This is a genomic window from Microbacterium sp. NPDC058269, from assembly GCF_042881445.1.
In the GTDB taxonomy this organism is placed as follows: domain Bacteria; phylum Actinomycetota; class Actinomycetes; order Actinomycetales; family Microbacteriaceae; genus Microbacterium.
In genome coordinates, this window is record NZ_JBHVXT010000002.1 from 436,154 (window position 1) to 460,544 (window position 24,391).

A 24,391-nucleotide genomic window follows, 5' to 3' on the forward strand; every position below is an offset into this window, starting at 1 on the left:
CATAGCAACACGGGCGGAACCAAGACGCAGGGTGATGCGTCACGTTGGCCGGGGTTTGGTCGCCCGGAACCATGCCACAGGGTTAGTGGCCGTCCCCGAGCCTGAAATCGGTCGGCCTGGCGAAGAACCAGGCGGGGACACTCCCAACAAAGAAAGAAGGTGCCCCATGGCAAACCTCGAAGTCCGCATCCGACATGTCGATGAAGCGGACGCACTGCCGTTCGCCGAGATCCCGTTCCGGCGCGAAGCGATCGACGGTGTGCTCAACCTCATCTATTCGACCGGCGGCAACCTGTTCGGGCTGAGTCTGTCTGACGAAGTTGACCTGTCCATGCAGTTCGCGGAAGACGGAGAGAAAGGCTATCTCGAAGTGATCGTCGAGCAGCCCACCACCGAGTAGTGGGTTCGCCCTGTGGCCGCTTGAGGCGGCGCCGACGTCGTGGTCGGGCAGGGCGCGCGGGGATCGGTTCTGAGTGATCGTGCGGGCGGGAACTCGCACGTAACTCCCGAGAGACCCCCAGGGGCTGGTGCATCACACACCAGCCCCTTTCTCTTCCCACCTGGGGGTGGGAACCGGCATGTGGGATGCCGAACCGTTGAGGCCCGGACGTGGGGAATCGTCCGGGCCTCACCTGCACCTAGGGGGAGCGATGAACCGAAGACCAAACCCGGCCATCCCGGCCAACGCCCGCTGCTCCGACTGCCTCGGTTGGGGCGGCCACATCATCCGCCCCGGCGCCGATGACAGGGAAGAGGCGCAGGAATGCCTGAGCTGTCAGAGCAGCGGGCGACAGGCCACCAATAACGAGATTCGGAGACACGATGCCTGACCTCACCTACGCCCACGCCCTGCGCGACCTCCGATCGCTCAACGTTGGCAGCGCAGTCCTCGACGGCGACGGCGACGAGTGGCACCTCACGTCGACTGGGTGGTCTTGCCTCACGGTCGACGGTGCCAACACGAAGGACATGGACGCGTCATCGCTCGCGATTCTGACGCCGATCACCGTGATCCGCAGAACCACAGCAGATGTCGAGATTCGGAGACACGACGATGCCTGATGTGAAGCTGACGATCCCGGACGCATGGGTGACCGAGTGGAACGTGCTGTTCGTGGTTCCCTCGGCGTACGGCGACCTGCAGAAGGCTGCGGACCACGCGAACGCGGTGCTCGCCGAGTGGGACTACCCCGTCGTGCTCACCCCTCACGAGTTCCAGCCCAAGAGCATCCGCCGGTGGGTCGACCCTGCCGTGATCGCCGAGGAGCAGTGGCCGGATTCGGGCTACTCGACGGAGCCGGTCGAGGGCTGGGTGAAGGTCTATCGCATCGACCTTGATGACCTGCCGTCGACGCCACCCCGTCCGCCCTGGATCGACCCGCGCGCATGCTTCGGGCACTGCGACCCCGAGGGGTGGCACGTGCCGTGCGCAGATGCAGATGCAGATGTCGAGATTCGGAGACAGAACAATGGCTGAGGCATCTTGGCGCGCGATCGCGGTGGCGTTGGCGTCGCGTATGGAGAACCACGACTTCTGCGAGGACCACGACGTGATCGACGAGGGCGTGGAAGAAGGGTGCCCGTTCTGCTTGGACCGGGCGACGATGCGCACGTACCGCGACAAGGCCGGCACCGTACGGCGTCGAGCTGCCGGTCGAGCGATCGCGATCCACGAGATTCGGAGCGGGGCATGACTGGCATGTGGTCTAGGTGGGCTGCGAGGAGACGCCTCGTAGGTCTCGGGTTCCTCACCGGTGCGGCGGTCGCGATTGCGGTCGCCGTTCTGCTTTTCACCCTCGGACACGGGTTCTGGTCCGGTGCGCTGGTTGTCACCGCCACCGCCTGCCTTGTCCATGCCGGGTTCGAGTTCCACGACGCCGCCAAGTACGCGCGGCTCGCGAAGTGACCCACTGCCCGAAGTGCGCTGACCCAACACCGGGACAGCCACCACACAACCCCTCGCCGGCGTGCGTGTATCAGCCGGACGAACGACCTCACTGCGCATGTCAGCAGTGTTTCTAGGAGCGCAATGGACGAGAGCAAACCCTGCAGAAGATGCCACATCGAGAAGCCGCTCACCGACTTCTATCAACGGTCCAAATCTCGGACGATTCCGGGGAACTCCCGTGAGAGCTGGTGCAAGGCGTGCACTCAAGAGGTGGCGATCCAGTGGCGGATCGACAATCCCGAGAAGTTCAGGCGGACAGCTCGCACGCGGATGCTTCGAAAGAACTACGGAATCACTCACGAAGAGTACGACCGCATGCTCGACGAGCAAGACGGGCGCTGCGGCGGATGCGGCAAGACGACAGACGAGAACGATGGGCGCCTGTTCGCCGTGGATCACGATCACGCCACCGGTAGCGTGCGTGGACTCCTCTGCAGCCCATGCAACCTCGCGCTCGGGAACGCCCGAGACAGTGCAACCACCTTGCGGTCTCTGATCGCGTACTTGGAGCGGCACCTCCAGTCAGCTAGTGCAGCACTTCGGATAGGAGCACAGAACCATGACCACTGACCGTTGGAGAGTCCGCCGCGGATCCTACGGGTCGTGGCGCGTGTACCGGGGTGAGGTGATGATCGCCGTGTTCAACGACCGGATCCGCGCGTTCAACTACGCCCGCGAGCAGGCCGTCTACGAGAACCTCAGCATCGTCAGTCTCGAGATCTGCTCATGAGCCGCAACGAGTGGTTCCGCTGGTTCGCATGGCATCCCGTGTGGACGTATGACCGCGGATGGCGCTGGTTGCGGTTCGTGTGGCGTCGGCATGTGCCGCCGATCCTTGGCGTTCCCGGCGCGGTCTGGTCGTTCGATCACCGCGTTTCGAAGGGCGGAGACTCGTGACCCCGTGCTCGCTCTGCCATGACCACGGAGAAGTGGTCGTCACCCACCACCCGACCGTGTGGATGGACTGCCCCCACACCTACTGGAAGGACCAGACATGACCAGCTTCACATCAAGCAGCGGGATAATCCGCGTCGAACACGAAGGTTCCCCCGAGGAGCGCGTCGATATCTACAGCGCGCGAAGCGGCGAAAACATGCTTGAAGGTATGCCTTGGCTCGGTCACGAAGAGGTGCGCGCACTCCGCGAGTTCTTCCAGCATGAGCGTGACGAAGAACTCGGACGGTGGCGATGGCCTGAGAACCCCGACTACGTCGTCTACTCGAACCCGGACGAAGCGTTCGAGCGCATGTTCGGCCCGAACCTCGACCTTGTGATCCTCCGTGATTCCGACGGCATGACCAAAGGCTATGTCCGCGAGGAAGACCAGGGCGGACCCCCGATGGATCATCGCATCGGCCACATGCTCGCGGCTCGGGCCTACTTCGAAGCTCACCCGGAGCGGAAACCGTGGGAAGCGGCCGCAGCCGGAGAGCTGTGGGCGTTCAACACTGATCCCGGAACGCGAGAAACCCTCTGGGAGCGCGACACCTCTGAGAGCCGCTGGCACCTTCCTGGACAGGCGAAAGCTGTACTCGGCGTTCACTTCACAATCGTGACCGGTCGCAAGATCTGGCCGGAGGACGCATCGTGACGGACTACAACGGCTTGGTCTACGGACTCGACGAGGCGGTCTATTTCCGTCAGCCGGGCCTGAGCTCGACTGGAGCGAAGAAGATCCTCCAATCGCCCGCGCATCTGCAGCACTACCTCACCCAGCCCGAAGCGCCCAAGGATGCGTTCGACGCTGGAAGCGCAGTGCACTCGAAGGTGCTCGGCGTGGGTGCGCAGATCGCGGTCTACCCGGACGGGACCGGACCGGAACGGTTCGAGTACGACGGCAAGGAGCTCGACAACGTTCTCGACAAGACGGGCGGTCTCCGCACCGCGGCGTCGAAGGCGTTCGAGTCCGAGAAGCGCGCTGAAGGGTTGATCCCTGTGAAGCGGGTGACAGCCCGTGTGGTGGACATCATGGCCGAATCGGTGCTGTCGAATCCGACCGTGAAGGCGTTGCTCGCATCGGGTGACCCTGAGGTGTCGATGTTCGCAACTGACCCCGACACAGGGGTGGCGCTGAGGGGCCGGCTGGACTGGCTGGGACCGCGGATCGTGGACCTGAAGACCACGGCGGGGGATGCGTCCGAATCGGAGTTCGCGATCCATGCGTTCCGGTTCGGATATGACATCCAGCAAGCCATGTACGAGCACACGTACAACCTCATCACCGGCGACAATCTTCCGTACCTGTTCGCCGTGGTCGAGGCGCACGCGCCCTATCTCACCGCCGTGCACGTCCTCGGAGCCGACGAACTCCTCATGGCCCGCAGACGGGCACGTGAGGCCCGTGAACGGTACGCCCGTGCGATCGAGACGGGGGAGTGGCCCGGGTACAAGACCCGCTCCGGTGGGCCTATCGGCATCCTCCAGGCACCCGTCTGGAACGTGAACGCCTACATCGACGAGTTCGAAGGAGCGACAGCATGAGCGAGATTGCGGAGCTGCGGGACTTGCAGCGCGAGTACACCGAGAACCGGAACCACTGCTACGTGCTGATCCGCAAGCAGGGCAACGACCTGAACAACTGCATACCGAGTGCCTCCACGATTCGCGCGTGCCGGGAGCGAGAAGCCCAACTGCGGGCGGACGCGGACGGCTGGCAGAAGCGAATCGACGCGATCCAGAAGAAGCTCGACGAAGCGATTGGAATCGACGATGACTGACGGCATCGACATCCCCGAGGACACCAGGAGATCCCGTCTCCCGAAACCTCACGCACAGGTCATGGATGAAGAGTTCGTGACCGCAGCGGAACGGTTCGCCGCATTCCGAGAGCAGCACCCGAACGGGTATGTGGAGGCGACGATCGACCGGGTGATCGAACACCCAGACGGGAACGTCACCTACGTGATGAACGCCGCCGCCTACCTCGAACGGCCCAGCCTCGGTGTTCCGGCGCGACCCGATGCGACCGCGTGGGCGCAAGGGTCCACGAAGGATGACAACGCGATCATTGCCGGTTCACCCCTCGAATCCGCCGATACCATCGCCCGGTCCAGGGCACTCCGCAACCTCGGCATCCTCGACGGCGCCAAGCCGGCCAAGATCCGTGAACCGCGAACGGAGAGACAGATCGCCGCTGGCGTCATTGTCGCGCGAGCGAAGGCAGATATGTCGCAGAAGGAACTTGCTGCCGCGATGACCGATCGAGGGTTCAAGTGGTCGCAGGCCACCATCTCCCAGATCGAGAAGGGTGAACGCCCGCTGCGGCTCAGCGAAGCCGATCACCTGGCCGAGCTCATCGGGTTCCGGGCGTGAGTGCGATACCCGCGAAGATCCGTGCAGCAGTGCATGAGCGGGCGCAGGGCAGATGCGAGGGGTGCGGCAAGATCGCACCCCTCGAACTGCATCACCGGAAGTACCGGTCCCGTGGCGGCAAGCACACCCTGTCGAATCTCGTCGCACTGTGCGGGTGGGGGAACCACACCGGCTGTCACGGGCTCGCTCACGGACCCAACCCGCCTCAAGGGTGGTCGCTCCCATCTGGGCGTTGCGACCCCGCCGAAGAACTGTTCCTGCACTACTGGGGACTCATCTACCTGAAGGACTAACCATGAGAATCCTGACTGTTCGCCAGCCCTGGGCTTGGGCCATTATCCACGGCGGCAAGAACGTCGAGAACCGCGTGCGGAACATCGCGGGCGATTACCGCGGTCCCGTGCTCATCCACGCCGCGAAGGCGAACGACGTCGAGGCGTGGAGCGCGATGGGGCGGACGAACATCACCGCATATTCGCGAGCGCTGGACGTACGCGAGTCGCTGATTGGCGGCGCCATCATCGGCGTCGTCGACCTCGTGGACTCTCACCCGGTCGAGGCCTGCATCAAGCAGCAGCACGACGGCGACTGGCTCGTCTGCTCCGAGTGGGCTGAGCGCGCAGGGCATCACCTCGTGTTCGACAACCCGCGAGCACTCGACGAACCGATCCCATACAAGGGCGCTCTCGGCCTCCGCAAGACTGAATTCGCCGTCGTCAATGATTATCTCGTCGCGCCGTGGGGTCACGGCCCCGGATCGTGCACACCGTACGGCTGTGAACCGTGGTGCGCATTCGAACCGGTCGCACGGCTGGTGACGCCATGACTCCCGGTCATGTGTTCCCAGCCCGCTACGACGGCACCTGTGCCGCGGAGTGCGGATCTCGCATCCACCCTGGCGACGCCGTCCGATACGACGATGGCGACGAACTCAGGCACGACCAGTGCACCCCGAAGTGGTCCAAGTTCGACATCGGACCCCGTGAGGTTGTCTGCCCGGACTGCTTCTGCATCAGGCCATGCCGATGCCTCGACTGAAAGGAACTGCGATGAGCAGACCTGTTCTCGATCCCGCTTCGGGGTCACGCATGTTCTACTTCGACAAGGCAGACGACCGCGTGGTCTTCGGAGACATCCGCACAGAAGACCACGTCCTCGTCGACGGCCGCGCGCTCAGCGTGCACCCGGACATGGAGATGGACTTTCGCGCCCTGCCGTTCGGCGACGAGTCATTCCGGGTGGTCGTGTTCGATCCGCCGCATCTCGTCCGCGTTGGTGACAACGCATGGATGGGGAAGAAGTACGGGAAGCTCGATCCGCTCAACTGGCGGCATGACCTCGCGCTTGGATTCGCCGAGTGCTTCCGGGTGCTCACGCCCAATGGGGTTCTCATCTTCAAATGGAACGAGACGCAGATCCCCGTGAGCCAGATCCTGGCACTGACCCCTCACCGTCCGCTCGTCGGACACAGGAGCGGGAAGGCGGCCAAGACGCACTGGGTCACGTTCCTCAAGCCTGAACAGGAGGGGGTGATGGGGAATGCCCCGTGATCCGCGATCATTCATGACGTTCCCGATCGACATGCACCGTCACCCCAAGGTGATGAGGCTGCCTGTCGACGTGCGGTGGACGTTCTTCGAGATGAACGGTGAGGCATGCCTCGCCCGCAACGATGGCCGGTTCTCGTCAGCAGACGCTGAGTTCATGTGGCCCGTCGAACACCTCGACGCGCTCCTCAGCAGCCACCCATCCAGACCGCTCATCGTCCGCGACGGTGACTTCTACGTCATCCGTGATTTCGACGAGCACCAGCTCACGAACGCGGAACGGGCAAGGCTCGCAGAAGTGAGCAGGGCGAACGGCGCGAAGGGTGGGAGGCCCCGGAAGAGCGAAACCCAGCAGAAACCCAGCCAGGTTTTGAAAGAACCCAGGGGTAACCCAGCCGAACCCGGAGCAAAGCAGAGTCAGAGTCAGAGTCAGAGTCAGATGACTACTACTTACGTTTCAGAGAGTCAGTCACTAGATACACGTGCGAGCGAATCGACTGACGAGCAATCTGCTGAGCCGTACAAGAGCGTTCTCGCTTCGCAGCACGGCATCGACGTCGAGAAGGTTGGGCGGCATCTGGACGACAAGCTCGGACTGAGGCTCGAGCCGCCCGACGTGGTGAACGTATCCATGTGGATCCTGAACAAGATCGCACAACCGCCGCGAGCACCCACCCGGTACATCATCGGCTCGATCGACAAGTCGCCCGCCGAGGTGCAGCAGTACATCCACGAATCAGCGCTCATCTGACCGCTGACCTATTCACAAGGCCACCACCCCACACCGGGGTCGTGGCCTCTTCTCATTTCAGGAGGAAGCATGACCCCAACACCAGGACGACCAACCGACTGGGGACTCTCGGACGAATGGTTCACCGACTTCATCACTGACCTGCAGAGCTCGCCCACACGACGACGCAGGCTTCACCGGGAACGAATCGTCGCCCTCCCCGTGAAGGACACACTCGCTGTCGCCTTTCAGGAGAAGACCGAACAGCTGCGGCGATACCTCGCCGGCGAACGGGAGAAGGACATCGCATGAAGATCTGCGAGCACCGCGGATGCGTAGGAGCCTTCTTCGCCAAGGGGTTCTGCGAACTCCACTACCAGCGCTCGAGGAGCGGTACTGACATGGATGCGCCGCGGCGAGTGAAGAGAACTGCGGAGGATCGATTCTTCGAGAAAACCAAGGCTTCGGAGTCTGGCTGCATCGAGTGGACCGGTTCTACTGACACCAGTGGCTACGGATCGTTCTACGTCGCATGGAAGAACGGCAAGAGGATCTACGAGAAAGCGCACCGCTGGCTCTACAAGCGTGAGCGAGGTCCGATCCCAGATGGCATGCAACTCGACCACCTCTGTCGTAACAGACGCTGCGTAAACCCATCGCACCTCGAGGCCGTGACGTCCCGCGAGAACACGCTTCGTGGCGAAGGCCCGGCAGCGAAACATGCGGCAAAGACCGAGTGCCTAAACGGTCACCCGTTCAACGAAAGCAACACGTACATCAACCCGCGGATCCCCAGAGAGCGGTACTGCAGATCCTGCTCGCGAGATCGAGCTGCGAAGAAGCGCCAGCGGATCAAGTCTGAAAGGTCAGAAAATTGAATGCCGACATCATCACCAGCACCACCTGCCCGCACGGCACCGTCGCGGGATTCCAGGAGGGTTGCACGACTGGGCACTGCCCCGCCGACGTCTCATGCAAGACGGTCTTCACTCGGTTCAACGGCGACTACGCATTCAGGAGACAGATCAACGCAGGGATGACCCCCGCCGAGATCGTCGCCGCCGAGACGCCCGAACCGCCCGCACGCGCCCGCAAGCCCGCCCCGGCACCCAAGACCCCAACCCGGAAGCCGAAGGCGTCACAGCGCACGAGCGGATCCGCCCATGCCAACCACGTTCGTGAGCTCCACGGCAAGGGCATGTTGGACAAGGAGATCGCCGCGCAGATCGGAATCGGACGTCGAACCGTAACCAACATCCGTGACACCCTCGGCCTCACACCCCACCACGGCGTCGACCCCGACCATGTGCTCCGCCTCCACACGGACGGCCTCACGGACAGGCAGATCGCCGACCGCATCAACCAGACCCGGGTCAGGAAGATCAACCGCCGCACCATCTGGGGTGTACGCAAACGCCTCGGACTCAACCCCAACCCAGCCCCCGCAACCACGGGGGCTTCTTCATGAACGGGGCCAACGCGTCAACCGAGGCGTGGCTGCCGATTGCTGGTTTCGAGGGGATCTACGAGATAAGCGATCAGGGGAGCGTCAAACGCCTCAGAGGAACCAAGGGTGCCAGGAGCGACAGGATCCTCTCGCCGTATACGTCGGGCTTTGGTTACCTCACCGTTTCCCTGAGTCGCGAGAACGAGCGGACGCGGCGTACGGTGCACTCGCTAGTTGCCGAGGCTTTCATAGGACCGAGGCCGAAAGGTCTGCAGGTGCGACACCTCGACGGCGCCAAGAAGAACAACTGCAAGGAGAACCTGAAATACGGGACGCCTCTTGAGAACTCCGCCGACCTGGACCGGCATGGCGCGCGGCGCAGCCACTTCGGGGAGCGGACCCACTGTTCTCACGGTCACGCCTACACGGAGGCCAACACCCGGATCAAGGTCCGCTCATCTGGCGCGAAGGAAAGGGTCTGCCGGACGTGCGCCAGGGAGCGGTACGTGCCAGTCGCGAGGCGAGCACATTGATGAGCGGTAGATGGGTTCTGCGCCTGCCGCTCGCCAAACCACCCAGGGGGCTGTCGGCGAACTACCGGGGCCACTGGGCACCGAAAGCGAAGTCCACCGCAGAGGTGCGTGCACTGGTCGTCTCCCTCGCCCGCAATGCCGGCATCCCGACCATGGGGCGCATGCAGGTGGAACTGGTGTGGGTCGTCACCGACAACCGGAAGAGGGACGAGGACAACGCGTTTCCGCTCCTCAAGGTTGCTGCCGATGGTCTCGCATCCGACAGGGGAGTGTCCGCCCACCTCGTACCGGACGACAGCCCCGAATGGTGCGTGAAGATCGCACCCCGCATTGAGAAACGCGAAGACGACACAGCCCACTTCGATCTGATCGTCACCGACATCACCCACCGGCCCGAAAGGGTCGACGAACTCACGAAGGAAAGACTCAGATGAGCACCGAGCTGAACAAGCACATGCAGAAGCTCAAGGACATGGGCGTCACCATCAGTGTGACCCCGGCCGCGGGTGCGAGCGAAGGGTTCGAGGACCGCCCGTTCGGACTGATCGCCCAGGCGGCGAAAGACGCCGGCATCTACTACGAGCAGGGCGACGCGCCTCACCTGTCTCCGGCCGAGCGCGATCAGGTCACCCGGTTCGGCATCCACGAAGAAGACCAGGAGGACGAAAAGTGACCGAGCAGACCGGCAACAACAAGCCAAACGAGGCCGAGGGTTTGGCTTTCCCCCTCTCCGGCAACGAGAAGCTGATCAAGGAAGCCGAGCAACGGTACCCCGACATCGAGGCCAACCCGGAGACTTTCCCGACAGGGTGGAGCCGGGAGCAGGAACGAAACGCCTTCATCGCGGGGGTCGTGTTCGAGAAGGCTCTCACCCCTACCGACGACGAGCAGGAGGCGCTGTCCCAGATCATCAAGGACGTTTCAGCGAACACGCCGGGGGATCTCATTCCGCAGTTCCGGCGCGATCTCATCGTCTCCAAGATCCTCGCCGCTGACTTCCGTCGTACCGAGCTACAGGGCGAACCGTCCGACGCGCAGGTGGATGCCGCATCTCGCGAGATCGACTTGCGAGGGTTCCACATCCCACCCATGGCAGTGCGCGCCGCTCTGCGTGCTGCTGGGGGTGTGCGATGAACGCCGATTGGCCCGCACCGGACTACTGGTGCACGATCTGTGATCGCGGTGCCGAGGGATGCACTCACACGCCAGCCGATGTCGGTGTCGTCGGACAGGAAGGGGAGAAGCGATGAAGCTCAGCGAGTACGTCACGCAGGTGATCAACGACCCGAAGTACGGGCACGACATCGAATGGGTCAAGGGCAACCTGGCCCGCACGCACATCGAGGCGATCGAGGCTGCTAGTGATGCCGAGGTGCTCCGTGAGGCAGCGACCGAGCTCGAGTACGGCATCCGCCTCGATGCCTACCCGGACGCCGACGTCGTGCCGGTGGCGAGCGAGCAGCGTGCGAGGGCTCACGCGACCGTCGGCGGGGTGACGGCGATGCAGCGCACTATCCGGGCTGGCGAGTGGGTGCCGGTGAAGCAGGAAGGAGCCGAGCAGTGAAGCTGCGAACGATGAAGTCTCGACTCTGGGCATCCGGGGTCGCGGGATGGCTGTTCATGATGGCGACGTTCGGAACCGTGCAGCTTCTGACTGGAGGTGGATGGTGGGGATATCTCGTCTGGACTGGCCTCTTCGCGTGGCTCGTGCTCCTCGCCTACGTCATCCCGAAGTGGGACCGCTGGATCAAGAGGGGAGAGACCGATGGATCGTGAACTGTACGAGTGGGGGCTAGCTCAATCCTTGGCCTCGCCGCAGATCTCCGCAGACCGCATCCACTACGCACGTCTCGCTGTCAGGACAGCCCCAACGCCTGGCACTCGGCACTTCGCGAAGACCCAGTATCGCGCCGCGATACGCGCCTACGACCGTGACCACCGCAAGAAGCGCCCCCTGTCCAAGGATCTCGCCGTCATCGCCATCACACTGCCGCCAACGATCCTTCTCGGATCGCTCACCGCATGGCTGATGGGGTGGACGGCATGAGCGACATCCTCAGCCCCGACTGCAGGGACGGGAAGTGCGCCGCCTGTACGGGCGACGCCTGGAATAACACCACCGACCAACCATGCGCCTGTGAGTGCGCATGCCACGACACGAAGGAGGAGACGTGAACAAGGCCAAGCGACATGAGGGTCGACGGATCCGCAAGCGGCGGCGCCGCGAACGAGAGATCACCGCCGCTTTCGCGGCCATGAGCAACCCAGCGATCTGGTCGGAGATCGTCGACGGCATGGCCCGACTGGGTGCTGCGGCAGCGCAACTGGGAATCGAGAGCACGGAACTCGCAACCACTCTGGAGGAGACGTGAGGATCACCAACCGACTCCGAGCAATCCGCACCGCTGAGAAGCGGCACATCGACGACATACGCTACGGCGACGGCTACTCGATCAGCGCACGTGTCACCCGCCGACTGATGATCGGCCGCGGACCGTACGCAGCATGGCTATCAAGGAGAACCCGATGACCGAGCAGCAAGAGATCCAGGTTGGGCAGGTCTGGCAACGGATGAGTACCGGCCGAGAAGTCAAGGTGACAGGGGTCTACGACAGCTACCTGCGAATCGACGACGGGCGGGCAATCACCTACCCATGGATCAAGTCCTTCCGAAAGGGCTACAACTACGTGAAGAGCGAGGACTCATGACCGAACTACTCGACGCAGTGGATGACCTGACCCTCCCGAAACCCGTGAAGGTGCAGACCGACGACGGCTACACGTGGGCAACCGAGGATGCGCTCCTCGTGCAACTGCGCGAAGCCGTCTCGTCGTCCCTCAACTCCGGGTCAGGCGCCGGCGGGTCACCCTCCACACGTAACGTCCTCGACGGCGACGCACTCCAGAAGGCCGCGATCATCACCTCCCAGATCGGAGACTGGTGTCGCATGGCCGGCATGACCGGAGACCAGATCACCCGAGACGCCGTGACAGACCTCAGAGCCTGGCACGCCGCCTTCCTCGCCCGCGACGAACCCGAAGAGTTCTACCTCGGGCAACTCCGGGCATGGGCGGCACAGATCAGGGCCATGGTGAACCCGCCCAAGGTGATCGAGATCACCGCACCCTGCCCCGTCTGCGGACAGGGCGAGTATGTCAACGACATGGGGGAGCGGATCACCAACCCCCTCGCCCTCACCTACCGACCCGACAGCGACCACATGTGGAAGAACTCCAAGGTGCTCTGCCGCGCCTGCGACGCCGTCTGGATCGGCGGCGACGCCATGGAAGAACTCCGAGACGAACTCAACGACAAGGAGACAGCGTGATCGAGGAAGTGCCGAAGGCAGAGGCAGCCAAGATCACGGCGCGAAACGACACGCGAGAACGAACTACACGCATGTAGTTTCATCCTGTACGATGGGAGATGCCTTCCACCACTGTGTGAAAAACCAGCCTCAGACGCCTCTCGTCTGAGGCTTTCTTGTTCCTCCCGGCAGATCGTTGACCCAGCGTCGCGGTTAGCTCGGTCGCAGGACGCCGCAATGACACGCGGCACATAGAGCACCCCACGACGGGAGCTCACCAACTACACACGCCCGAGCCAGTACGGCTGCGGCGGGCACACATCAGTCATGCGAGGCGGTGCACTACCTCGCGCAAGTCCACAGGTGACCCGCAGACAACGGGGAGCGGCCGAACGCGATCGACGGCCTGTGGCGGTAACAGCGGCACCTAGCGAACACGCGAAGGGTTCCGCCGAGACGACTGGTTGACGTGCCGGCTCCCTCCCCGGTTGCGGGTTCGATTCCCGCTCGCCTCACAGACCTTTCCTTCGACTCCACCCCACTCCAACGGGGAACGCTGATCGGCGTACACGAATAGCCAATACGGCTATAGCCCACGGATATGCGGGGAGCGGGCATGAAGATCCTTCTCGCGTTCCTCGCCGGCGCGACGCTCATCATCTTCGGGCACATCCTCGGATGGCCCTGGCTCGGATGGTTCCTCAGCCGCATCGAAACCGCAGACCCCGCCGACTGGTCACCCAGAACGCGGACATGGATCAAGGGAGTGATACAACCGTGAGCGATGTAGCCGACGTGAACCGCATCCACCAACAGGAGCAGACCGGCCTGCAGCGTCGCCGCGAACTCACCGCCATGACCAAGCCCGAGCTCATCGACTACATCGTGAGCATCGAGGACGACCTCGCCGCCCTCGCAACACGCATCGACCACGCCTACGGGGACGAACCATGAGCGCCGAGCTTCTGCTTCTCTGCATCCTGGCTGGCATCACGCTTGGCGCCGCCGCGTGGGTACCGCTTGCGCTGATCCTCACGCGCACGCCCAAGGCAGGGCCGCCCATTCGCGTAACCCTGACCGCAGACCTCCACGCCTACCAAGAGGCGATGAGGAAGGCCGCATCATGAGCGGCTACGTCTGTGAGCTCTGCGGAATCGACCGCCACGCATACGCCGCGATGATGGCCTGCGAAGCCGAGTGCTACGCCGAGAACGTCGCAGCCCGGAAGAACCACGTCAGCCCCCGCATCATGCGCCCCATGCACGGGTGGGAAGACGACTGACATGGCGTGGTCAACCTCAGACCGCAAGCAACGCCTACCGCACGACTGGCCCCAGGTCAGGGCCGCAGTCAAGGCCAGAGCCAAGGGCAAGTGTCAGGCCACCATCCACGCACCCAAGTGCCGAGGATGGGGCAGCGACGCAGACCACATCATCCCGGGCGATGACCACAGCATGAGCAACCTTCAGTGGCTGAGCGGTGCGTGCCACTGGGCCAAGACCAACCGAGAGACCGCAGCCCGCAACCGCGAGCGCAAGACAGCACGGTACAAGCCGAGCGAACAACACCCAGGGAGACTGACATGAGCGTCAAGATCAAGCTGACCCGCAACGCAGGCGGCAACCAGGCAGGCGACACCATCACCGCCACACCCAAGGCCGCCGAACACCTCATCGACGCAGGATACGCAGAAGAGGTCAAGGGGCGCGCCAAGAAGGCCGAAGACACTCCCGACTGACCTTCGAACCTTCCAGCGAACGCAAGGGGTGGGGGGTACTCCCAACCGCCCCGAAAGAGTCGCTGGAGATAGCGACTCGGATTCTGCGTGCGCTTCGACCTCGTTTTTTCGGCGCCCCGTTGGGTGAGTTCCGAACGTTTGATCGCCCCTGGTGGGCGCTGATTCGCCCCAGGAGGGCATGATGACTCGCAAGAAGACGTTGGGTGTTCCCACTGGGCTGAACGATGCCGGCGAGGCGCTGTGGGCGAAGGTCACGGGGAAGTACACGCTCCGGGCTGACGAGCTCGTGACGCTCGAGGCGGCTTGTCGTGCAGCCGATCGGGTTGTGGCGATGGAGGAGGAGCGCGGCAACGCCGTGACGTCCTTCGGTTCGACCGGCCAGCTCGTGGTACACCCGTTGATCGCGGAGATCCGGGCGCATGAGGCGCAGATCTCGTCGCTCCTTGCGAAGTTGAAGCTCCCTGACGAGCAGGGCGGCGAGCAGGTGTCGCAGCAGCGTCAGGCTGCTCAGTCGCGGTGGGCTTCGGCTCATGGCGCAACTGCTTAGCGCCGCCCCGGCGTTCATCAAGAACCGGTCTGATGAGGCCGAGGAGATCAAGCGTTGGTATCGGTCTGAGTTGGCGGACACTCTGCCCCCTATCGGGTTGGAGTGGGAGCCGGTCAAGGTCGGCCCGACATGGCAGTACGAGGGCGGGTGGCTTCTTCCTGAGCGTTCGCTTGGGTGGGAGGCGTTGGCGTTCGCCGGCCAGTGGCTGACTCACCGCGGGAAGCCGTGGAAGTACACGATGGAGCAGGCACGGTTCGTGCTGTGGTTCCATGCGCTGAACGAGGACGGCACGCACGTGTCACACTCGGCTGTGCTGCAGCGACTGAAGGGCTGGGGTAAGGATCCGTTCGCGGCCGTCGAGTCGACGAACACACTGGTGGGTCCACTCGAGTTCGATCACTGGGCCAAGGACGGGCAGCCGGTCGGCCATCAGGTCACCGACGCGTGGGTGCAGATCGCGGCGGTGTCGCTGGATCAGACGAAGAACACGATGAAGATCTTCCCGGGGTTGATCCCTGCGGAGACGCGTCGTCACTTCGGCATCCAGATCGGGAAGCAGAACGTCTGGGCTCGCGGTGACTCCGCGCAGATCGAGGCTGTGACAGCTTCACCTCTCGCAATCGAGGGTGGGCGCCCGAAGCTCGTCATCCGTGCAGAAACGCAGAACTGGAACTCGTCCAACGGTGGCCATGACATGGCTGGCGCGATGGAGGGGAACGCGGCGAAGTCCGAGGTTGGCGCTCCAGCGCGCATCTTGGACATCTGCAACGCGTACCGGCCGGGCGAAGATTCGGTCGGCCAGCGGCAGCGCGAAGCATGGGCCGACACTCAGGGCGATGACGCGAAGGCCATGGACTACGGCCTGTTGTACGACTCGCTCGAGGCTCCGCCCGAGGCTCCTCTGACGGCTGATGCGGCCCCTTCGGTCGTGGAGGCCGTGCGTGGCGACTCGGTGTGGCTGGATGCTGGCGGTCGTATCCGCAAGTCGATCCTGAACCCGCTGAACTCGCCGTCCGAGTCTCGTCGCAAGTGGTACAACCAGGTCACCGCGGCTGAGGATGCGTGGACGGAGCCGAACGAGTTCGATCCGCTGAAGGACGAAGAGATTGTGGTGGAGCCCGGCGAGGAGATCGCCATGTTCCTCGACTGCTCCAAGTCCGATGATGCGACCGGTCTCGTCGGTGTTCGCATGTCTGACGGTCACGTATTCACGCTCGGGATGTGGCAGAAGCCGCCGGGGAAGCGTGGCGAGGGCTGGTTGGCGCCGCGGGAAGAAGTCGACGGCGTTGTGGATCACACGTTCGAGACGTACCGCGTTGTCGCGTTCTTCGGAGACCCGTCGCACACGCTCAACGACGAAACGTTGGACTCGTATTGGGATCTCTTGTTCGACGACTGGCATCGCCGATACCGGAACCGGTTGAAGGTGTGGGCGTATGGCACCAAGGGCGGCAAGGGTCATGCGGTGAAGTTCGACATGACCGACCGGACGAACTCGAAAGCGATCGCTGAGGCGGTCAGCTTCACTCTCCGTGAGATCCAGGACGGGCAGTTCACCCATGACGGTGACCCGCGTCTGCGCCGGCACGTCCTGAATGCACGCCGCTACCCAGTGGCGGGCTTCGTGTCGATCGCGAAGGATCGCGCGGACTCCAAGAACAAGATCGATCTCGCAGTGTGCATGGTTGGTGCGCGCATGGCCCGCCGTCGTGTGTTGAACAGCGGCAAGAAGCAAGGGGGGCGCGTGTGGTGATGAAGCGAAGTGATGTGCTCGAGCTCGCCAATGACGTCCTGATCCCGGGATGGCAGGAGCAGCGTCGACGTCTTGACCTGATCGACAAGTGGCACCGGTGGGAGCCGGACGCGTTGCGGGACAAGATCCCGAACTACGCGACCAGCGAGCACCGGAACCTTGCGAAGATCAGCGAGACCCCGTTCCTGTCCCTGGTCGTGACGACGGTGGCGCAGCAGCTTGTTGCTGAGGCGTTCCGTTCGGCACGATCGGTGGACACGGAGCGCATCTCGGAGCCGTGGTTGCGGAACCGGATGCACTCCCGGCAGCGGGCCGTCTACCGGGCGGCGCTCTCCTACGGATACGCGTACGTCACCGCCATGCCTGGCGACACTGGGGCAGTCCTCCAGGGCCGTTCTCCTCGTGACTTGTACGCGGTGTACGGGGATGTCGTCGAAGACGAGTACCCGATGTACTACCTGCTCGCGAAGGGCAGCCACAAGTACGTCGTGGACGAGGAAGCGGTCTACATCCTCGGCGACGACAACGGTCGCCTCGAGTTCATCGAGGTGCGCCGCCACAACGCGGGCGTCGCGCCGGCTGTTCGGTACTCGAATCAGATCGACCTCGAGGGGCGCACCCCCGGTGAGGTCGAGCCGTACGTGCAGGTCGCGGAGCGGATCAACAAGACCACCTACGACCGGATGCTGGTTCAGCATTTCAACTCGTGGAAGGTCCGCACCGCAACCGGCCTCGACATGCCGAACGATCCCGAGGAACGCGAACGGGTCAAGCTGCTTCTCCGTCAGGGCGACATCCTCACGGGCGAAGACGGCGTGACTTTTGGCACTCTCGACGAGACGTCGCCTGACGGGCTGATCAAGGCCACTGACGAGGATGTGAAGATCCTCGCGGTCGTCACGCAGACCCCCGTCCATGCCCTCACGGGCGACCTGGTGAACCTGTCGGCCGACGCGATCGCCGAGTCCCGTGCGATGGCTGACCTGAAGGTCAACGAACGCAAGGTCGGGTTCGGGGACTCGAACGAGCAGGTGCTTCGGCTGTCCGCTCATATCGAGGGACGGCGCGAGGATGCCGCCGACTTCTCGATCCGAACGGACTGGGCTGACCTGCAGTCACGCTCGATGAACCAGGCGGCGGATGCGCTCGGCAAGATGGCGACGATGCTGAAGATCCCGGTGGAGCTGCTGTGGGACCGCATCCCGACAGTCACACCGGAGATCGCGAAGGCGTGGCTCGCCTACAAGAAGGCGAACCCCTCCGCTGAGGAGCAGCTGGCGGCGGCTCTGAATGAGCAGTCCAATGGCGTCAACGGCTGAGGGTCGGGAACTCACCACCGCTCATCGAGACGCACAGATCCAGATCGGTGCGCGCGCAGAGATCGAAGCGCGCGCACTGTGGGACCGCCTCGACATCGACGATCTCGACGGGTCGAAGCCGTACTGGCTGGCATCCACGACGATCGCGGTGAACCGTCGTATGGCGGAATCGCAGAGGGTCGCGAGCGAGTACCTGACCGAGTATCGGCTGGCTGAGCTCGGGGCTGCAGGTGCTGTTGTTCTCGGTGCCCCCACGGAGACAGCGCGCGCTCTGAGTCTCGCTGGCCCCACAAGGGTCAAGCGTCTCATCGGTGCGGGCATGGACTCAGCGGACGCGTTCGAAGCGGCGCTCACGAAGTTCGGTGGCATGGTCCGCCGCCAGGCCATGATGGGCGGCCGCCTCACCATCGCGGCCACGGCGGGTCGCGACAGGCGCGCTGTCGGATGGCGCCGCGTCACAGATGGGAACCCGTGCGCGTTCTGCGCGATGCTCGCTTCCCGCGGTCCTGTCTACCGGGACGCTGCAGCGGCTGACGGAATCCAGTACCACTCGCACTGTGGGTGCACGGCAGAGCCGGCGTACTCGAACGCGTGGGAACCGACCGCGGACGAAGAGCGGTACATGGACGCGTACGGCGAAGCTCGCGCGCTCGTCGCAGGCGACGGCAAGGCGATCGACACGAAGAAGCTCCTCGCTGCGATGCGTCGACAGGGCGGCTTCCGCGATTCGCCCATCACATAGACCTCCCGAACCGTTCGGGATCACCTCGCTGCCCTGGTGGCAGCCCGACATGCCCCAGGAGGGCGAAATGAGTGACCAGAACCCCACTGAAGATCCGCAGGAGCCGGAACAGCCCCAGGAACCCGAACAGCCCAACGAGCCGGAAGACCCGGCCAACGAGCCTGAGGATCCTGGATTCGACCCCGACAAGGCTCGCGAGAAGATCCGCAAGATCAACTCCGAGAACAAGAACCTGCGACAGCGCGCCGCCGAAGCCGAGAAGAAGGCTGAGGGCGCGGACGAGACCGCGAAGAAGCTGACCGCCCTGGAGGCGGACAACATGCGCCTTCGAGTCGCCGTGAAGCACGGGCTCCCCGAGTCCCTCGTGAAGCGACTGACCGGCACCACCGAGGAGGAGATCCTTCAGGACGCCGAAGAGCTCATGGAGCTTTTCGGGTCCAAGAAGCCTCCGACGCAGCAGCCGAAGGAGAAGCTGCGCAGCCCCGGTGACCCGTCCGGCGATGCCGAGATCGACGTGGAGAAGGTCGTTCAGCGCGTCTTCGAGCACTAACCCGCCCCACCACCGTGGGTGCGTTCACACCATGAAGGAGGCCCACTGTGGCAATCACTCTGTTTTCCCCGCAGCAGGCGGCGCGTGCAACGCTCTCGTCCCTGCGCTACCTCACCAACCTGCCCCGCACCGTCCGTCAGGACTTCTCGAACGAGTTCGTCGCCGGTCGAGGTCAGACCGTCAACGTTCTCGGCCCGATCAGCGCCGGCGACGCCAAGGTCTACACCAAGGCGAACCGTGACGCTCGAGCGGCGATCCAGTTCAACGACATCACGCAGGCATGGTTCCCCGTGACGCTCGAGGACCAGGTGTACAACGCAGTTCGTCTCCCCGACGACTTCGCCACCTTCACCCTCGAGGACATGACCCGCCAGGTGCTGCGCCCGCAGGCCGAGTCGGTCGTGGACGCCCTCGCCGCCCCGCTGATCTCCGAGATGACCGCGATCGTCACCGACGCGTCGATCCCCGCGGTCGCCCCGGACGGCTCGAACATCCGCCAGGTGCTCATCAAGGCCCGTCAGGTGCTCAACGAGCGCAAGATCCCGGCCGCTGACCGCTGGTTCGCAGTCGGGTCCGACATCGAGGCAGCGATCCTCTCCGACACCCTCCTCCAGAAGGTGAACGAGTCCGGTTCGTCCGAGGTGCTTCGCAACGCAACGATCGGTCGCCTGTTCGGCTTCACGATCGTCGCCGACCCGACGCTCCCGAGCGACTTCGGCGTCGCGTACCACCGTGACGCGTTCGCGCACGTCACCCGCCCCTCCCGCCAGCCTGACGGTGCCGCATTCTCCGCGTCCGTCGCTCAGGACGGCTACGCGCTGCGCTGGATCCAGCACTACAACCCGCTGCAGCTCGAGGACCAGAGCGTCGTCGACACCTTCTTCGGTGCGACCACGCTCGACGCCAACCGCGCCGTGTCGGTCGCGCTCGCACCGTAAGGAGGACCACATGGCTGAGCCCGTCACTCTCGCGTCTGTCGAACAACTCGCAGATTGGATCGGGGAGAGCATCCCCGACAACTCTGCAGAGGAGCGACGGGCCGCCATGTGCCTCCGTGCCGCGTCCGCCCTGGTCCGAAAGGAATCAGGGCGGACGTGGCTCTCCGACACCGGGGAGCTCGTCGATCCGCTCCCTGAAGACGTCATCATGGTCACCCTGTACTGCGCCTCGCGGGTGTTCGACAACCGGGAGGCGCAGATCCGTGGGGGGATCGACGACTTCACCGAAGGGTGGAAGGTCGACGAGGCTGGCGCGTACCTCACGGCATCGGAGAAGCGCATGCTTGCCCCGTTCCGCGAGGCCGGATCCGGCGGACTCGCCGTCGTATCGACGACGCGCAGGGAAACGCCGGCCGTCTCGGGTTGGGTGCCCACCGATACACCCGACGTGTTCTTCCCCTGGTACTAGGAGGCATCATGCGAGGTGCACGGATGCTCATCCGAGGCCAGCACATGGCCGACTCTCGCATGTCCGAGACAGTGCTCGTCGGCAAGTTCCGAGACGGAATCGATCCCGAAACGAAGGACGCCACCCGAGTACTCGAGACCGAGCGGTACTCGGGAAAGGGGCGCATCCGCTGGGGGTCGCGCGAGGTGTCTAACTCCCAGGCGACAGGCTCCCCGGTAGCGATGCAGGAACCGTATCTGTCCGTCCCGTTCGGAACGGCACGGTTCTTCACCGACGACGAGGTGGAGTGCAACGCTTCGCTGGATCCTCTGTTGGTCGGTCGACGGTTCAAAATCGCAGGCGCCGCCGGTGGGGGACAGGTCACCGCGTATCGCTACCCGTTGGAGGAGTTGAGCTGATGGCTGACGATGCCTCCGAGATCGGCCGTCTCGAAGCCGACCTCCGCCGAGTGCCCGCAACGGCCAACCGACTCATTGAGAAGTCCATCAAGCGCACCAGCCTCCGCATGAAAGAAGACTGGAGGCAAGGCGCCGAGATCTCGGACGGCTACGCGGACACCTACGCCGCGGCCATCAGCTTCGACATCAAGTTCCCGCTCGGAGGGATCGAAAGCGAGATCGGCCCGGTCCTGGGAAGCACGCCCGGTGCCTCGGCTGGATTCCTCGACGACCCGAAGAGCACGGCAGGAATCGACGGCCCTGTTCACCACGCCGGCCGCGATGCCCTCGAAGCCAACGAACCCGAGTTCTACGAAGGACTCGAGCACGCAGCCTTCGAGGCGCTGGCCGAAGAGCTGGAGGAGTGATGCTCGCCCACTTCGTCGCATTCCGCGCCCTACTGCTCGCCGTGGCCGTCCTGGTGGGGAAGGTCTACGACAACGTTCGCCGCGTCGACGGCAACCCCGTCCGGGCGAACTACATCGTCCTCTTCCCTGACGCGCCCGCCGAGCTGGGTGACAACAGGTTCACGTCCCGTCAGAGGGCCGATTCCCGTTCGAAGTGGCGGTACGACGTACGGATCGTCGCGACGACCGCTGACGGACTCCTGGAGCTCGCCGACGCGGTGATGACGGTGATCGGGAAGATCCCGGTTGTGTCTGGGCGTCGGTGTGATCCAGTTTCGCTTGTTCCCGGGGTGGAAGAGGGGAAGGGCCGGTTCGATCCGGTCACCGACCTCCACTACCTCGACCTGTCGTTCGAATTCGTTTCAAGGAGGGCCACCTGATGGCTGAACGTGAAGTGCGAGTCAAGCTCGTCGCTGATGTGACGGACTACGAACCAGCGATGAAGCGTGCGGCGAAGCATGCGCGGAAGCTGCGCAAGGCGCTGCGAGACCTCGAGACCATCCAGATCAGCATCCGGGTGGTGCGTGACCGTGGCTGACTTCGTCCGCGTGCGCAGCGCTGTCCCTGGTGGACCACTGCATGAGGTGGACGTTCCCCTGTCGTGGGTTGAACGTCACCCAGACCGATATGAGGTCATCGATTCGGAGCCGGTTGCTACACAGCGACCGGCTTCTCACTTTCCCGGCACGTTGCCGGCGAAGAGTTCCGCACGTCCCAAGCGTGCGAAGTCTGTGAAGAAGCAGGCGACCAGTCCTGGTGAGGATTCGAACGCCCCCTCCGAGGGGCTTACCCCTGAGGAGAACTAATGGCAACCGAGGAAGTGCAGGAGTCTTTCGGCTACGACGGGATGGGTGTGGTGCTGTACTGCACCACGATCGCGAACCCGGCGGCGCCGACCGCTGCGGAGCTCGCGGCCGGAACCCCGATCACGTATGGGCTGTACGGCCCGACCGGGTACGCGCTGGAGACGACCATCAACGAGCGCACCTCGACGCGGTACACGCTCGAGCAGGAACTCTCGTCTGAGGGCACGAAGAAGTACAAGCTCACGCTTCTGTACGTGTACAACCGTGAGACGCCGACCGAGGTCGAGACGATCCTCGGCACCAAGGGTGTCGCCGGCTACATCGTCCACGCGCTCGGCTACGAGTCCGGTCACGTGTTCGCGGCGGGCGACAAGATCAACGACGTCGTGCCGATCCGCACGGCGACGTCGGTCGATGTGCCGGCGACCGCGAACACGGATGCGCACAAGCAGACCATGCCGTCGATCACGGGTCGTGTCGAGCAGGAAGTCGCTGTCGTCGCGGCATGATCCCCAACTCCGGGGGTGGGGTTTCCCTCACCAGGCTCCACCCCCGGTCATCTCTCTTCTGGTGAGGATGGTGAGGAGTAAGTCTGATGGATGTCGCAACTGAGCGCCCAGTGAAGGCGCAGCTGACCACGGCCCGACTGCTGCTGGCACAGTTCATCGCGCAGCTGGACGAGTACGGGGCCATGAACCGCGAAGCTCGTCGCACACCCCGCGGGCGTGATCTGTCCGCCCGCCTCGACGGGCTCAAGGAAGGCCGCGAGAAGTGGGCCAAGAAGGTCGACGAGCTCGAAGCACGCCTGGCAACGGAGGTCACCGAATGATCGACATCGACGCGGGTATCGCGAAGGCACGCGCACGTGCTGAGAAGCGTGAGACTGTCACCCAGCCGGTAATCTTCAACGACGCGCAGATCGGCGTCAAGATGACTGCGATGACCGACGATGAGTGGCGTGCGTACACGCTCATGCACCCGCCGCGCGCTTCTGTCCGCCTGGATATGAACGCGTCCACGAACCTCGACTCAGCCGTCCGTGAGTACGAGGGCGTCGTCCTGGTCGATGGCGACGAGTCCGACGATCTGCTCTCCAAGAACCAGGATGGCGAGACGGTCTACCGCTGGCCCGAGGTGTACGACTCCCTATCCCGTCAGGACCGCGAGAACCTCGCCTTCGCGCTGTGGATGATCCATGACTCCTGGTACCAGGAGGCGTTGAAGACGGCGGGAAAAGCACAGACGGGCTCGCCGCGGAACTAGCGCAGCTGGCCCTTGAGCTCGGCGTGACGGTGCGCGAGTTGCACGGTCACGCTACCGAGACGCGCACGTACAGCCCTGACGGGACTCTGCTGTCGGTCTCCTTTGCCGAGTCGCGGTTCACGCCCGCTGAGGTGGGGTCGCTGCTCGCTGCTCGGCGTGCAGCGAACGAGCCGCGCAGCCGCACCGGCTGGAAGCTCTCCGAGGCCACGGACAAGAAAAACATGGGCCGCTTCAAGCTGAGCGATCCCCTCACCGATTTCGCGCTGAAAGCGCAGGTCGAGGGCATGGAAGCCGCCGAGAAGAAGTACGGCGAACAGATGCTGAAGTACCTCAGCTTCCGAGTCGAACTGGGCGACTAGCTCTCACTGACGAGTTCCTTGTAGGAGCGTCCGACCGAGGCCGAAAGAGCCCACAGGACTGCCGCCGCGATCAGAAACACGAATCCGCCCATCGGGGCGAAGAAGAAGAAGACGACCGCGACAGGGATGCACAGCAGTGCGAGCGCGCCGAAGAGCACGTACACCGCGAAGGTGAACCGCGCGGCACCGAGTTTCTTGCTCATCCCCTGATGGTAGCGGCTCGTCACCAAGTTGTGGG

General features: G+C 63.9%; 50 protein-coding genes. 49 read left to right on the forward strand and 1 reads right to left on the reverse strand.

The window, feature by feature from the left end; translation table 11 throughout:
• Window positions 1-166: 166 nt before the first annotated feature.
• From ACFVWL_RS10240 to ACFVWL_RS10480, 49 genes are all read left to right on the forward strand, one after another.
• The gene (locus ACFVWL_RS10240; protein ID WP_387181969.1) at window positions 167-400 is read left to right on the forward strand and encodes a hypothetical protein; all 234 of its coding nucleotides are present in this window, start codon (window positions 167-169) and stop codon (window positions 398-400) included.
• 422 nt (window positions 401-822) lie between these two features.
• A complete protein-coding gene (locus ACFVWL_RS10245) occupies window positions 823-1,062 on the forward strand; it encodes a hypothetical protein (protein WP_387181971.1) in 240 nt (79 codons plus the stop codon).
• Window positions 1,055-1,477 (forward strand): hypothetical protein, encoded by a 423-nt coding sequence (locus ACFVWL_RS10250; protein WP_387181973.1) that lies wholly within the window; start codon window positions 1,055-1,057, stop codon window positions 1,475-1,477. Before ACFVWL_RS10245 ends, ACFVWL_RS10250 begins: the two co-directional genes overlap by 8 nt.
• Window positions 1,470-1,694 (forward strand): hypothetical protein, encoded by a 225-nt coding sequence (locus tag ACFVWL_RS10255; RefSeq protein ID WP_387181976.1) that lies wholly within the window; start codon window positions 1,470-1,472, stop codon window positions 1,692-1,694. Before ACFVWL_RS10250 ends, ACFVWL_RS10255 begins: the two co-directional genes overlap by 8 nt.
• Window positions 1,691-1,906, forward strand: a complete 216-nt coding sequence (locus tag ACFVWL_RS10260) for a hypothetical protein (RefSeq protein WP_387181978.1) — start codon at window positions 1,691-1,693, stop codon at window positions 1,904-1,906. The genes ACFVWL_RS10255 and ACFVWL_RS10260 overlap by 4 nt, the downstream gene beginning before the upstream one ends.
• 312 nt (window positions 1,907-2,218) lie before the next feature.
• Entirely contained in the window at window positions 2,219-2,518 is a 300-nt protein-coding gene (locus ACFVWL_RS10265; protein WP_387183597.1) for an endonuclease VII domain-containing protein, read from the forward strand.
• A complete protein-coding gene (locus ACFVWL_RS10270; protein WP_387181981.1) occupies window positions 2,508-2,678 on the forward strand; it encodes a hypothetical protein in 171 nt (56 codons plus the stop codon). The genes ACFVWL_RS10265 and ACFVWL_RS10270 overlap by 11 nt, the downstream gene beginning before the upstream one ends.
• Window positions 2,675-2,845 (forward strand): hypothetical protein, encoded by a 171-nt coding sequence (locus tag ACFVWL_RS10275; protein WP_387181983.1) that lies wholly within the window; start codon window positions 2,675-2,677, stop codon window positions 2,843-2,845. Before ACFVWL_RS10270 ends, ACFVWL_RS10275 begins: the two co-directional genes overlap by 4 nt.
• A 97-nt stretch (window positions 2,846-2,942) precedes the next feature.
• Entirely contained in the window at window positions 2,943-3,539 is a 597-nt protein-coding gene (locus ACFVWL_RS10280; protein WP_387181986.1) for a hypothetical protein, read from the forward strand.
• Window positions 3,536-4,429 carry a PD-(D/E)XK nuclease-like domain-containing protein gene (locus tag ACFVWL_RS10285; protein WP_387181989.1) on the forward strand — a complete coding sequence of 298 codons (894 nt, stop codon included), beginning with the start codon at window positions 3,536-3,538 and terminating at the stop codon, window positions 4,427-4,429. The genes ACFVWL_RS10280 and ACFVWL_RS10285 overlap by 4 nt, the downstream gene beginning before the upstream one ends.
• Window positions 4,426-4,665 (forward strand): hypothetical protein, encoded by a 240-nt coding sequence (locus ACFVWL_RS10290; protein ID WP_387181993.1) that lies wholly within the window; start codon window positions 4,426-4,428, stop codon window positions 4,663-4,665. The genes ACFVWL_RS10285 and ACFVWL_RS10290 overlap by 4 nt, the downstream gene beginning before the upstream one ends.
• Window positions 4,658-5,260, forward strand: coding sequence for a helix-turn-helix domain-containing protein (locus tag ACFVWL_RS10295; RefSeq protein WP_387181996.1), 603 nt, complete (start codon window positions 4,658-4,660; stop codon window positions 5,258-5,260). Before ACFVWL_RS10290 ends, ACFVWL_RS10295 begins: the two co-directional genes overlap by 8 nt.
• A gap of 29 nt (window positions 5,261-5,289) precedes the next feature.
• Complete coding sequence (locus ACFVWL_RS10300) at window positions 5,290-5,553, forward strand: HNH endonuclease (protein WP_387183600.1); 264 nt, start codon at window positions 5,290-5,292, stop codon at window positions 5,551-5,553.
• A gap of 2 nt (window positions 5,554-5,555) precedes the next feature.
• Entirely contained in the window at window positions 5,556-6,086 is a 531-nt protein-coding gene (locus tag ACFVWL_RS10305) for a hypothetical protein (RefSeq protein WP_387181998.1), read from the forward strand.
• 223 nt (window positions 6,087-6,309) lie between these two features.
• Complete coding sequence (locus tag ACFVWL_RS10310; protein WP_387182001.1) at window positions 6,310-6,810, forward strand: SAM-dependent methyltransferase; 501 nt, start codon at window positions 6,310-6,312, stop codon at window positions 6,808-6,810.
• Between the two features lie 13 nt (window positions 6,811-6,823).
• Window positions 6,824-7,558, forward strand: a complete 735-nt coding sequence (locus tag ACFVWL_RS10315) for a hypothetical protein (RefSeq protein WP_387182004.1) — start codon at window positions 6,824-6,826, stop codon at window positions 7,556-7,558.
• A 69-nt stretch (window positions 7,559-7,627) separates the two neighbouring features.
• Entirely contained in the window at window positions 7,628-7,849 is a 222-nt protein-coding gene (locus ACFVWL_RS10320; protein WP_387182007.1) for a hypothetical protein, read from the forward strand.
• Window positions 7,846-8,415 carry an HNH endonuclease signature motif containing protein gene (locus ACFVWL_RS10325; protein WP_387182010.1) on the forward strand — a complete coding sequence of 190 codons (570 nt, stop codon included), beginning with the start codon at window positions 7,846-7,848 and terminating at the stop codon, window positions 8,413-8,415. Before ACFVWL_RS10320 ends, ACFVWL_RS10325 begins: the two co-directional genes overlap by 4 nt.
• A complete protein-coding gene (locus ACFVWL_RS10330) occupies window positions 8,412-9,005 on the forward strand; it encodes a hypothetical protein (RefSeq protein ID WP_387182013.1) in 594 nt (197 codons plus the stop codon). Before ACFVWL_RS10325 ends, ACFVWL_RS10330 begins: the two co-directional genes overlap by 4 nt.
• Window positions 9,002-9,517: an NUMOD4 motif-containing HNH endonuclease gene (locus ACFVWL_RS10335; protein WP_387182015.1), complete on the forward strand. Its 516-nt coding sequence runs from the start codon at window positions 9,002-9,004 to the stop codon at window positions 9,515-9,517. Before ACFVWL_RS10330 ends, ACFVWL_RS10335 begins: the two co-directional genes overlap by 4 nt.
• Window positions 9,517-9,951 (forward strand): hypothetical protein, encoded by a 435-nt coding sequence (locus ACFVWL_RS10340; RefSeq protein ID WP_387182018.1) that lies wholly within the window; start codon window positions 9,517-9,519, stop codon window positions 9,949-9,951. Before ACFVWL_RS10335 ends, ACFVWL_RS10340 begins: the two co-directional genes overlap by 1 nt.
• The gene (locus tag ACFVWL_RS10345; protein WP_387182020.1) at window positions 9,948-10,190 is read left to right on the forward strand and encodes a hypothetical protein; all 243 of its coding nucleotides are present in this window, start codon (window positions 9,948-9,950) and stop codon (window positions 10,188-10,190) included. The genes ACFVWL_RS10340 and ACFVWL_RS10345 overlap by 4 nt, the downstream gene beginning before the upstream one ends.
• Window positions 10,187-10,651 (forward strand): hypothetical protein, encoded by a 465-nt coding sequence (locus ACFVWL_RS10350; RefSeq protein WP_387182023.1) that lies wholly within the window; start codon window positions 10,187-10,189, stop codon window positions 10,649-10,651. Before ACFVWL_RS10345 ends, ACFVWL_RS10350 begins: the two co-directional genes overlap by 4 nt.
• A gap of 112 nt (window positions 10,652-10,763) precedes the next feature.
• Window positions 10,764-11,081, forward strand: coding sequence for a hypothetical protein (locus tag ACFVWL_RS10355; protein WP_387182025.1), 318 nt, complete (start codon window positions 10,764-10,766; stop codon window positions 11,079-11,081).
• An 11-nt stretch (window positions 11,082-11,092) separates the two neighbouring features.
• Window positions 11,093-11,293 carry a hypothetical protein gene (locus ACFVWL_RS10360; RefSeq protein WP_387182028.1) on the forward strand — a complete coding sequence of 67 codons (201 nt, stop codon included), beginning with the start codon at window positions 11,093-11,095 and terminating at the stop codon, window positions 11,291-11,293.
• Window positions 11,283-11,564, forward strand: coding sequence for a hypothetical protein (locus ACFVWL_RS10365; protein WP_387182031.1), 282 nt, complete (start codon window positions 11,283-11,285; stop codon window positions 11,562-11,564). Before ACFVWL_RS10360 ends, ACFVWL_RS10365 begins: the two co-directional genes overlap by 11 nt.
• Window positions 11,565-11,688: 124 nt before the next feature.
• The gene (locus ACFVWL_RS10370; RefSeq protein ID WP_387182033.1) at window positions 11,689-11,889 is read left to right on the forward strand and encodes a hypothetical protein; all 201 of its coding nucleotides are present in this window, start codon (window positions 11,689-11,691) and stop codon (window positions 11,887-11,889) included.
• Window positions 11,890-12,043: 154 nt separating this feature from the next.
• Window positions 12,044-12,226: a hypothetical protein gene (locus tag ACFVWL_RS10375; protein WP_387182035.1), complete on the forward strand. Its 183-nt coding sequence runs from the start codon at window positions 12,044-12,046 to the stop codon at window positions 12,224-12,226.
• Complete coding sequence (locus ACFVWL_RS10380) at window positions 12,223-12,846, forward strand: hypothetical protein (RefSeq protein ID WP_387182037.1); 624 nt, start codon at window positions 12,223-12,225, stop codon at window positions 12,844-12,846. Before ACFVWL_RS10375 ends, ACFVWL_RS10380 begins: the two co-directional genes overlap by 4 nt.
• A 595-nt stretch (window positions 12,847-13,441) precedes the next feature.
• Window positions 13,442-13,606, forward strand: a complete 165-nt coding sequence (locus ACFVWL_RS10385) for a hypothetical protein (RefSeq protein WP_387182039.1) — start codon at window positions 13,442-13,444, stop codon at window positions 13,604-13,606.
• Window positions 13,603-13,779 (forward strand): hypothetical protein, encoded by a 177-nt coding sequence (locus ACFVWL_RS10390; protein WP_387182041.1) that lies wholly within the window; start codon window positions 13,603-13,605, stop codon window positions 13,777-13,779. Before ACFVWL_RS10385 ends, ACFVWL_RS10390 begins: the two co-directional genes overlap by 4 nt.
• The gene (locus tag ACFVWL_RS10395; protein ID WP_387182044.1) at window positions 13,776-13,952 is read left to right on the forward strand and encodes a hypothetical protein; all 177 of its coding nucleotides are present in this window, start codon (window positions 13,776-13,778) and stop codon (window positions 13,950-13,952) included. The genes ACFVWL_RS10390 and ACFVWL_RS10395 overlap by 4 nt, the downstream gene beginning before the upstream one ends.
• Window positions 13,949-14,107 (forward strand): hypothetical protein, encoded by a 159-nt coding sequence (locus tag ACFVWL_RS10400; RefSeq protein WP_387182047.1) that lies wholly within the window; start codon window positions 13,949-13,951, stop codon window positions 14,105-14,107. Before ACFVWL_RS10395 ends, ACFVWL_RS10400 begins: the two co-directional genes overlap by 4 nt.
• A gap of 300 nt (window positions 14,108-14,407) precedes the next feature.
• Window positions 14,408-14,563, forward strand: a complete 156-nt coding sequence (locus tag ACFVWL_RS10405) for a hypothetical protein (protein ID WP_387182050.1) — start codon at window positions 14,408-14,410, stop codon at window positions 14,561-14,563.
• 181 nt (window positions 14,564-14,744) lie between these two features.
• Window positions 14,745-15,110 (forward strand): hypothetical protein, encoded by a 366-nt coding sequence (locus tag ACFVWL_RS10410; RefSeq protein WP_387182053.1) that lies wholly within the window; start codon window positions 14,745-14,747, stop codon window positions 15,108-15,110.
• Complete coding sequence (locus ACFVWL_RS10415; protein WP_387182056.1) at window positions 15,094-16,863, forward strand: terminase; 1,770 nt, start codon at window positions 15,094-15,096, stop codon at window positions 16,861-16,863. The genes ACFVWL_RS10410 and ACFVWL_RS10415 overlap by 17 nt, the downstream gene beginning before the upstream one ends.
• Complete coding sequence (locus tag ACFVWL_RS10420; protein ID WP_387182059.1) at window positions 16,863-18,182, forward strand: phage portal protein; 1,320 nt, start codon at window positions 16,863-16,865, stop codon at window positions 18,180-18,182. The genes ACFVWL_RS10415 and ACFVWL_RS10420 overlap by 1 nt, the downstream gene beginning before the upstream one ends.
• Window positions 18,166-18,924, forward strand: coding sequence for a hypothetical protein (locus ACFVWL_RS10425; protein WP_387182062.1), 759 nt, complete (start codon window positions 18,166-18,168; stop codon window positions 18,922-18,924). Before ACFVWL_RS10420 ends, ACFVWL_RS10425 begins: the two co-directional genes overlap by 17 nt.
• A gap of 67 nt (window positions 18,925-18,991) precedes the next feature.
• Window positions 18,992-19,474: a hypothetical protein gene (locus tag ACFVWL_RS10430; protein WP_387182066.1), complete on the forward strand. Its 483-nt coding sequence runs from the start codon at window positions 18,992-18,994 to the stop codon at window positions 19,472-19,474.
• Window positions 19,475-19,521: 47 nt separating this feature from the next.
• Window positions 19,522-20,412: a hypothetical protein gene (locus tag ACFVWL_RS10435; protein WP_387182068.1), complete on the forward strand. Its 891-nt coding sequence runs from the start codon at window positions 19,522-19,524 to the stop codon at window positions 20,410-20,412.
• 10 nt (window positions 20,413-20,422) lie between these two features.
• Window positions 20,423-20,881: a hypothetical protein gene (locus ACFVWL_RS10440; protein WP_387182070.1), complete on the forward strand. Its 459-nt coding sequence runs from the start codon at window positions 20,423-20,425 to the stop codon at window positions 20,879-20,881.
• 44 nt (window positions 20,882-20,925) lie between these two features.
• Entirely contained in the window at window positions 20,926-21,279 is a 354-nt protein-coding gene (locus ACFVWL_RS10445) for a DUF6093 family protein (RefSeq protein ID WP_387182073.1), read from the forward strand.
• A complete protein-coding gene (locus tag ACFVWL_RS10450; RefSeq protein ID WP_387182076.1) occupies window positions 21,279-21,686 on the forward strand; it encodes a hypothetical protein in 408 nt (135 codons plus the stop codon). The genes ACFVWL_RS10445 and ACFVWL_RS10450 overlap by 1 nt, the downstream gene beginning before the upstream one ends.
• Entirely contained in the window at window positions 21,686-22,105 is a 420-nt protein-coding gene (locus ACFVWL_RS10455) for a hypothetical protein (RefSeq protein ID WP_387182079.1), read from the forward strand. Before ACFVWL_RS10450 ends, ACFVWL_RS10455 begins: the two co-directional genes overlap by 1 nt.
• Window positions 22,105-22,263, forward strand: a complete 159-nt coding sequence (locus tag ACFVWL_RS10460; RefSeq protein ID WP_387182081.1) for a hypothetical protein — start codon at window positions 22,105-22,107, stop codon at window positions 22,261-22,263. The genes ACFVWL_RS10455 and ACFVWL_RS10460 overlap by 1 nt, the downstream gene beginning before the upstream one ends.
• 267 nt (window positions 22,264-22,530) lie before the next feature.
• A complete protein-coding gene (locus ACFVWL_RS10465; protein WP_387182084.1) occupies window positions 22,531-23,040 on the forward strand; it encodes a hypothetical protein in 510 nt (169 codons plus the stop codon).
• Window positions 23,041-23,126: 86 nt separating this feature from the next.
• Window positions 23,127-23,360, forward strand: coding sequence for a hypothetical protein (locus ACFVWL_RS10470; protein ID WP_387182086.1), 234 nt, complete (start codon window positions 23,127-23,129; stop codon window positions 23,358-23,360).
• On the forward strand, window positions 23,357-23,794 hold the full coding sequence (locus ACFVWL_RS10475; RefSeq protein ID WP_387182089.1) for a hypothetical protein: 438 nt from the start codon (window positions 23,357-23,359) through the stop codon (window positions 23,792-23,794). The genes ACFVWL_RS10470 and ACFVWL_RS10475 overlap by 4 nt, the downstream gene beginning before the upstream one ends.
• Before the next feature lie 23 nt (window positions 23,795-23,817).
• Entirely contained in the window at window positions 23,818-24,153 is a 336-nt protein-coding gene (locus tag ACFVWL_RS10480) for a hypothetical protein (protein WP_387182092.1), read from the forward strand.
• On the opposite strand, the gene ACFVWL_RS10485 is transcribed toward ACFVWL_RS10480, so the two are convergent.
• Entirely contained in the window at window positions 24,150-24,356 is a 207-nt protein-coding gene (locus ACFVWL_RS10485; RefSeq protein ID WP_387182094.1) for a hypothetical protein, read from the reverse strand. The two genes, ACFVWL_RS10480 and ACFVWL_RS10485, sit on opposite strands and share 4 nt — an antisense overlap.
• Between the last annotated feature and the right edge of the window lie 35 nt (window positions 24,357-24,391).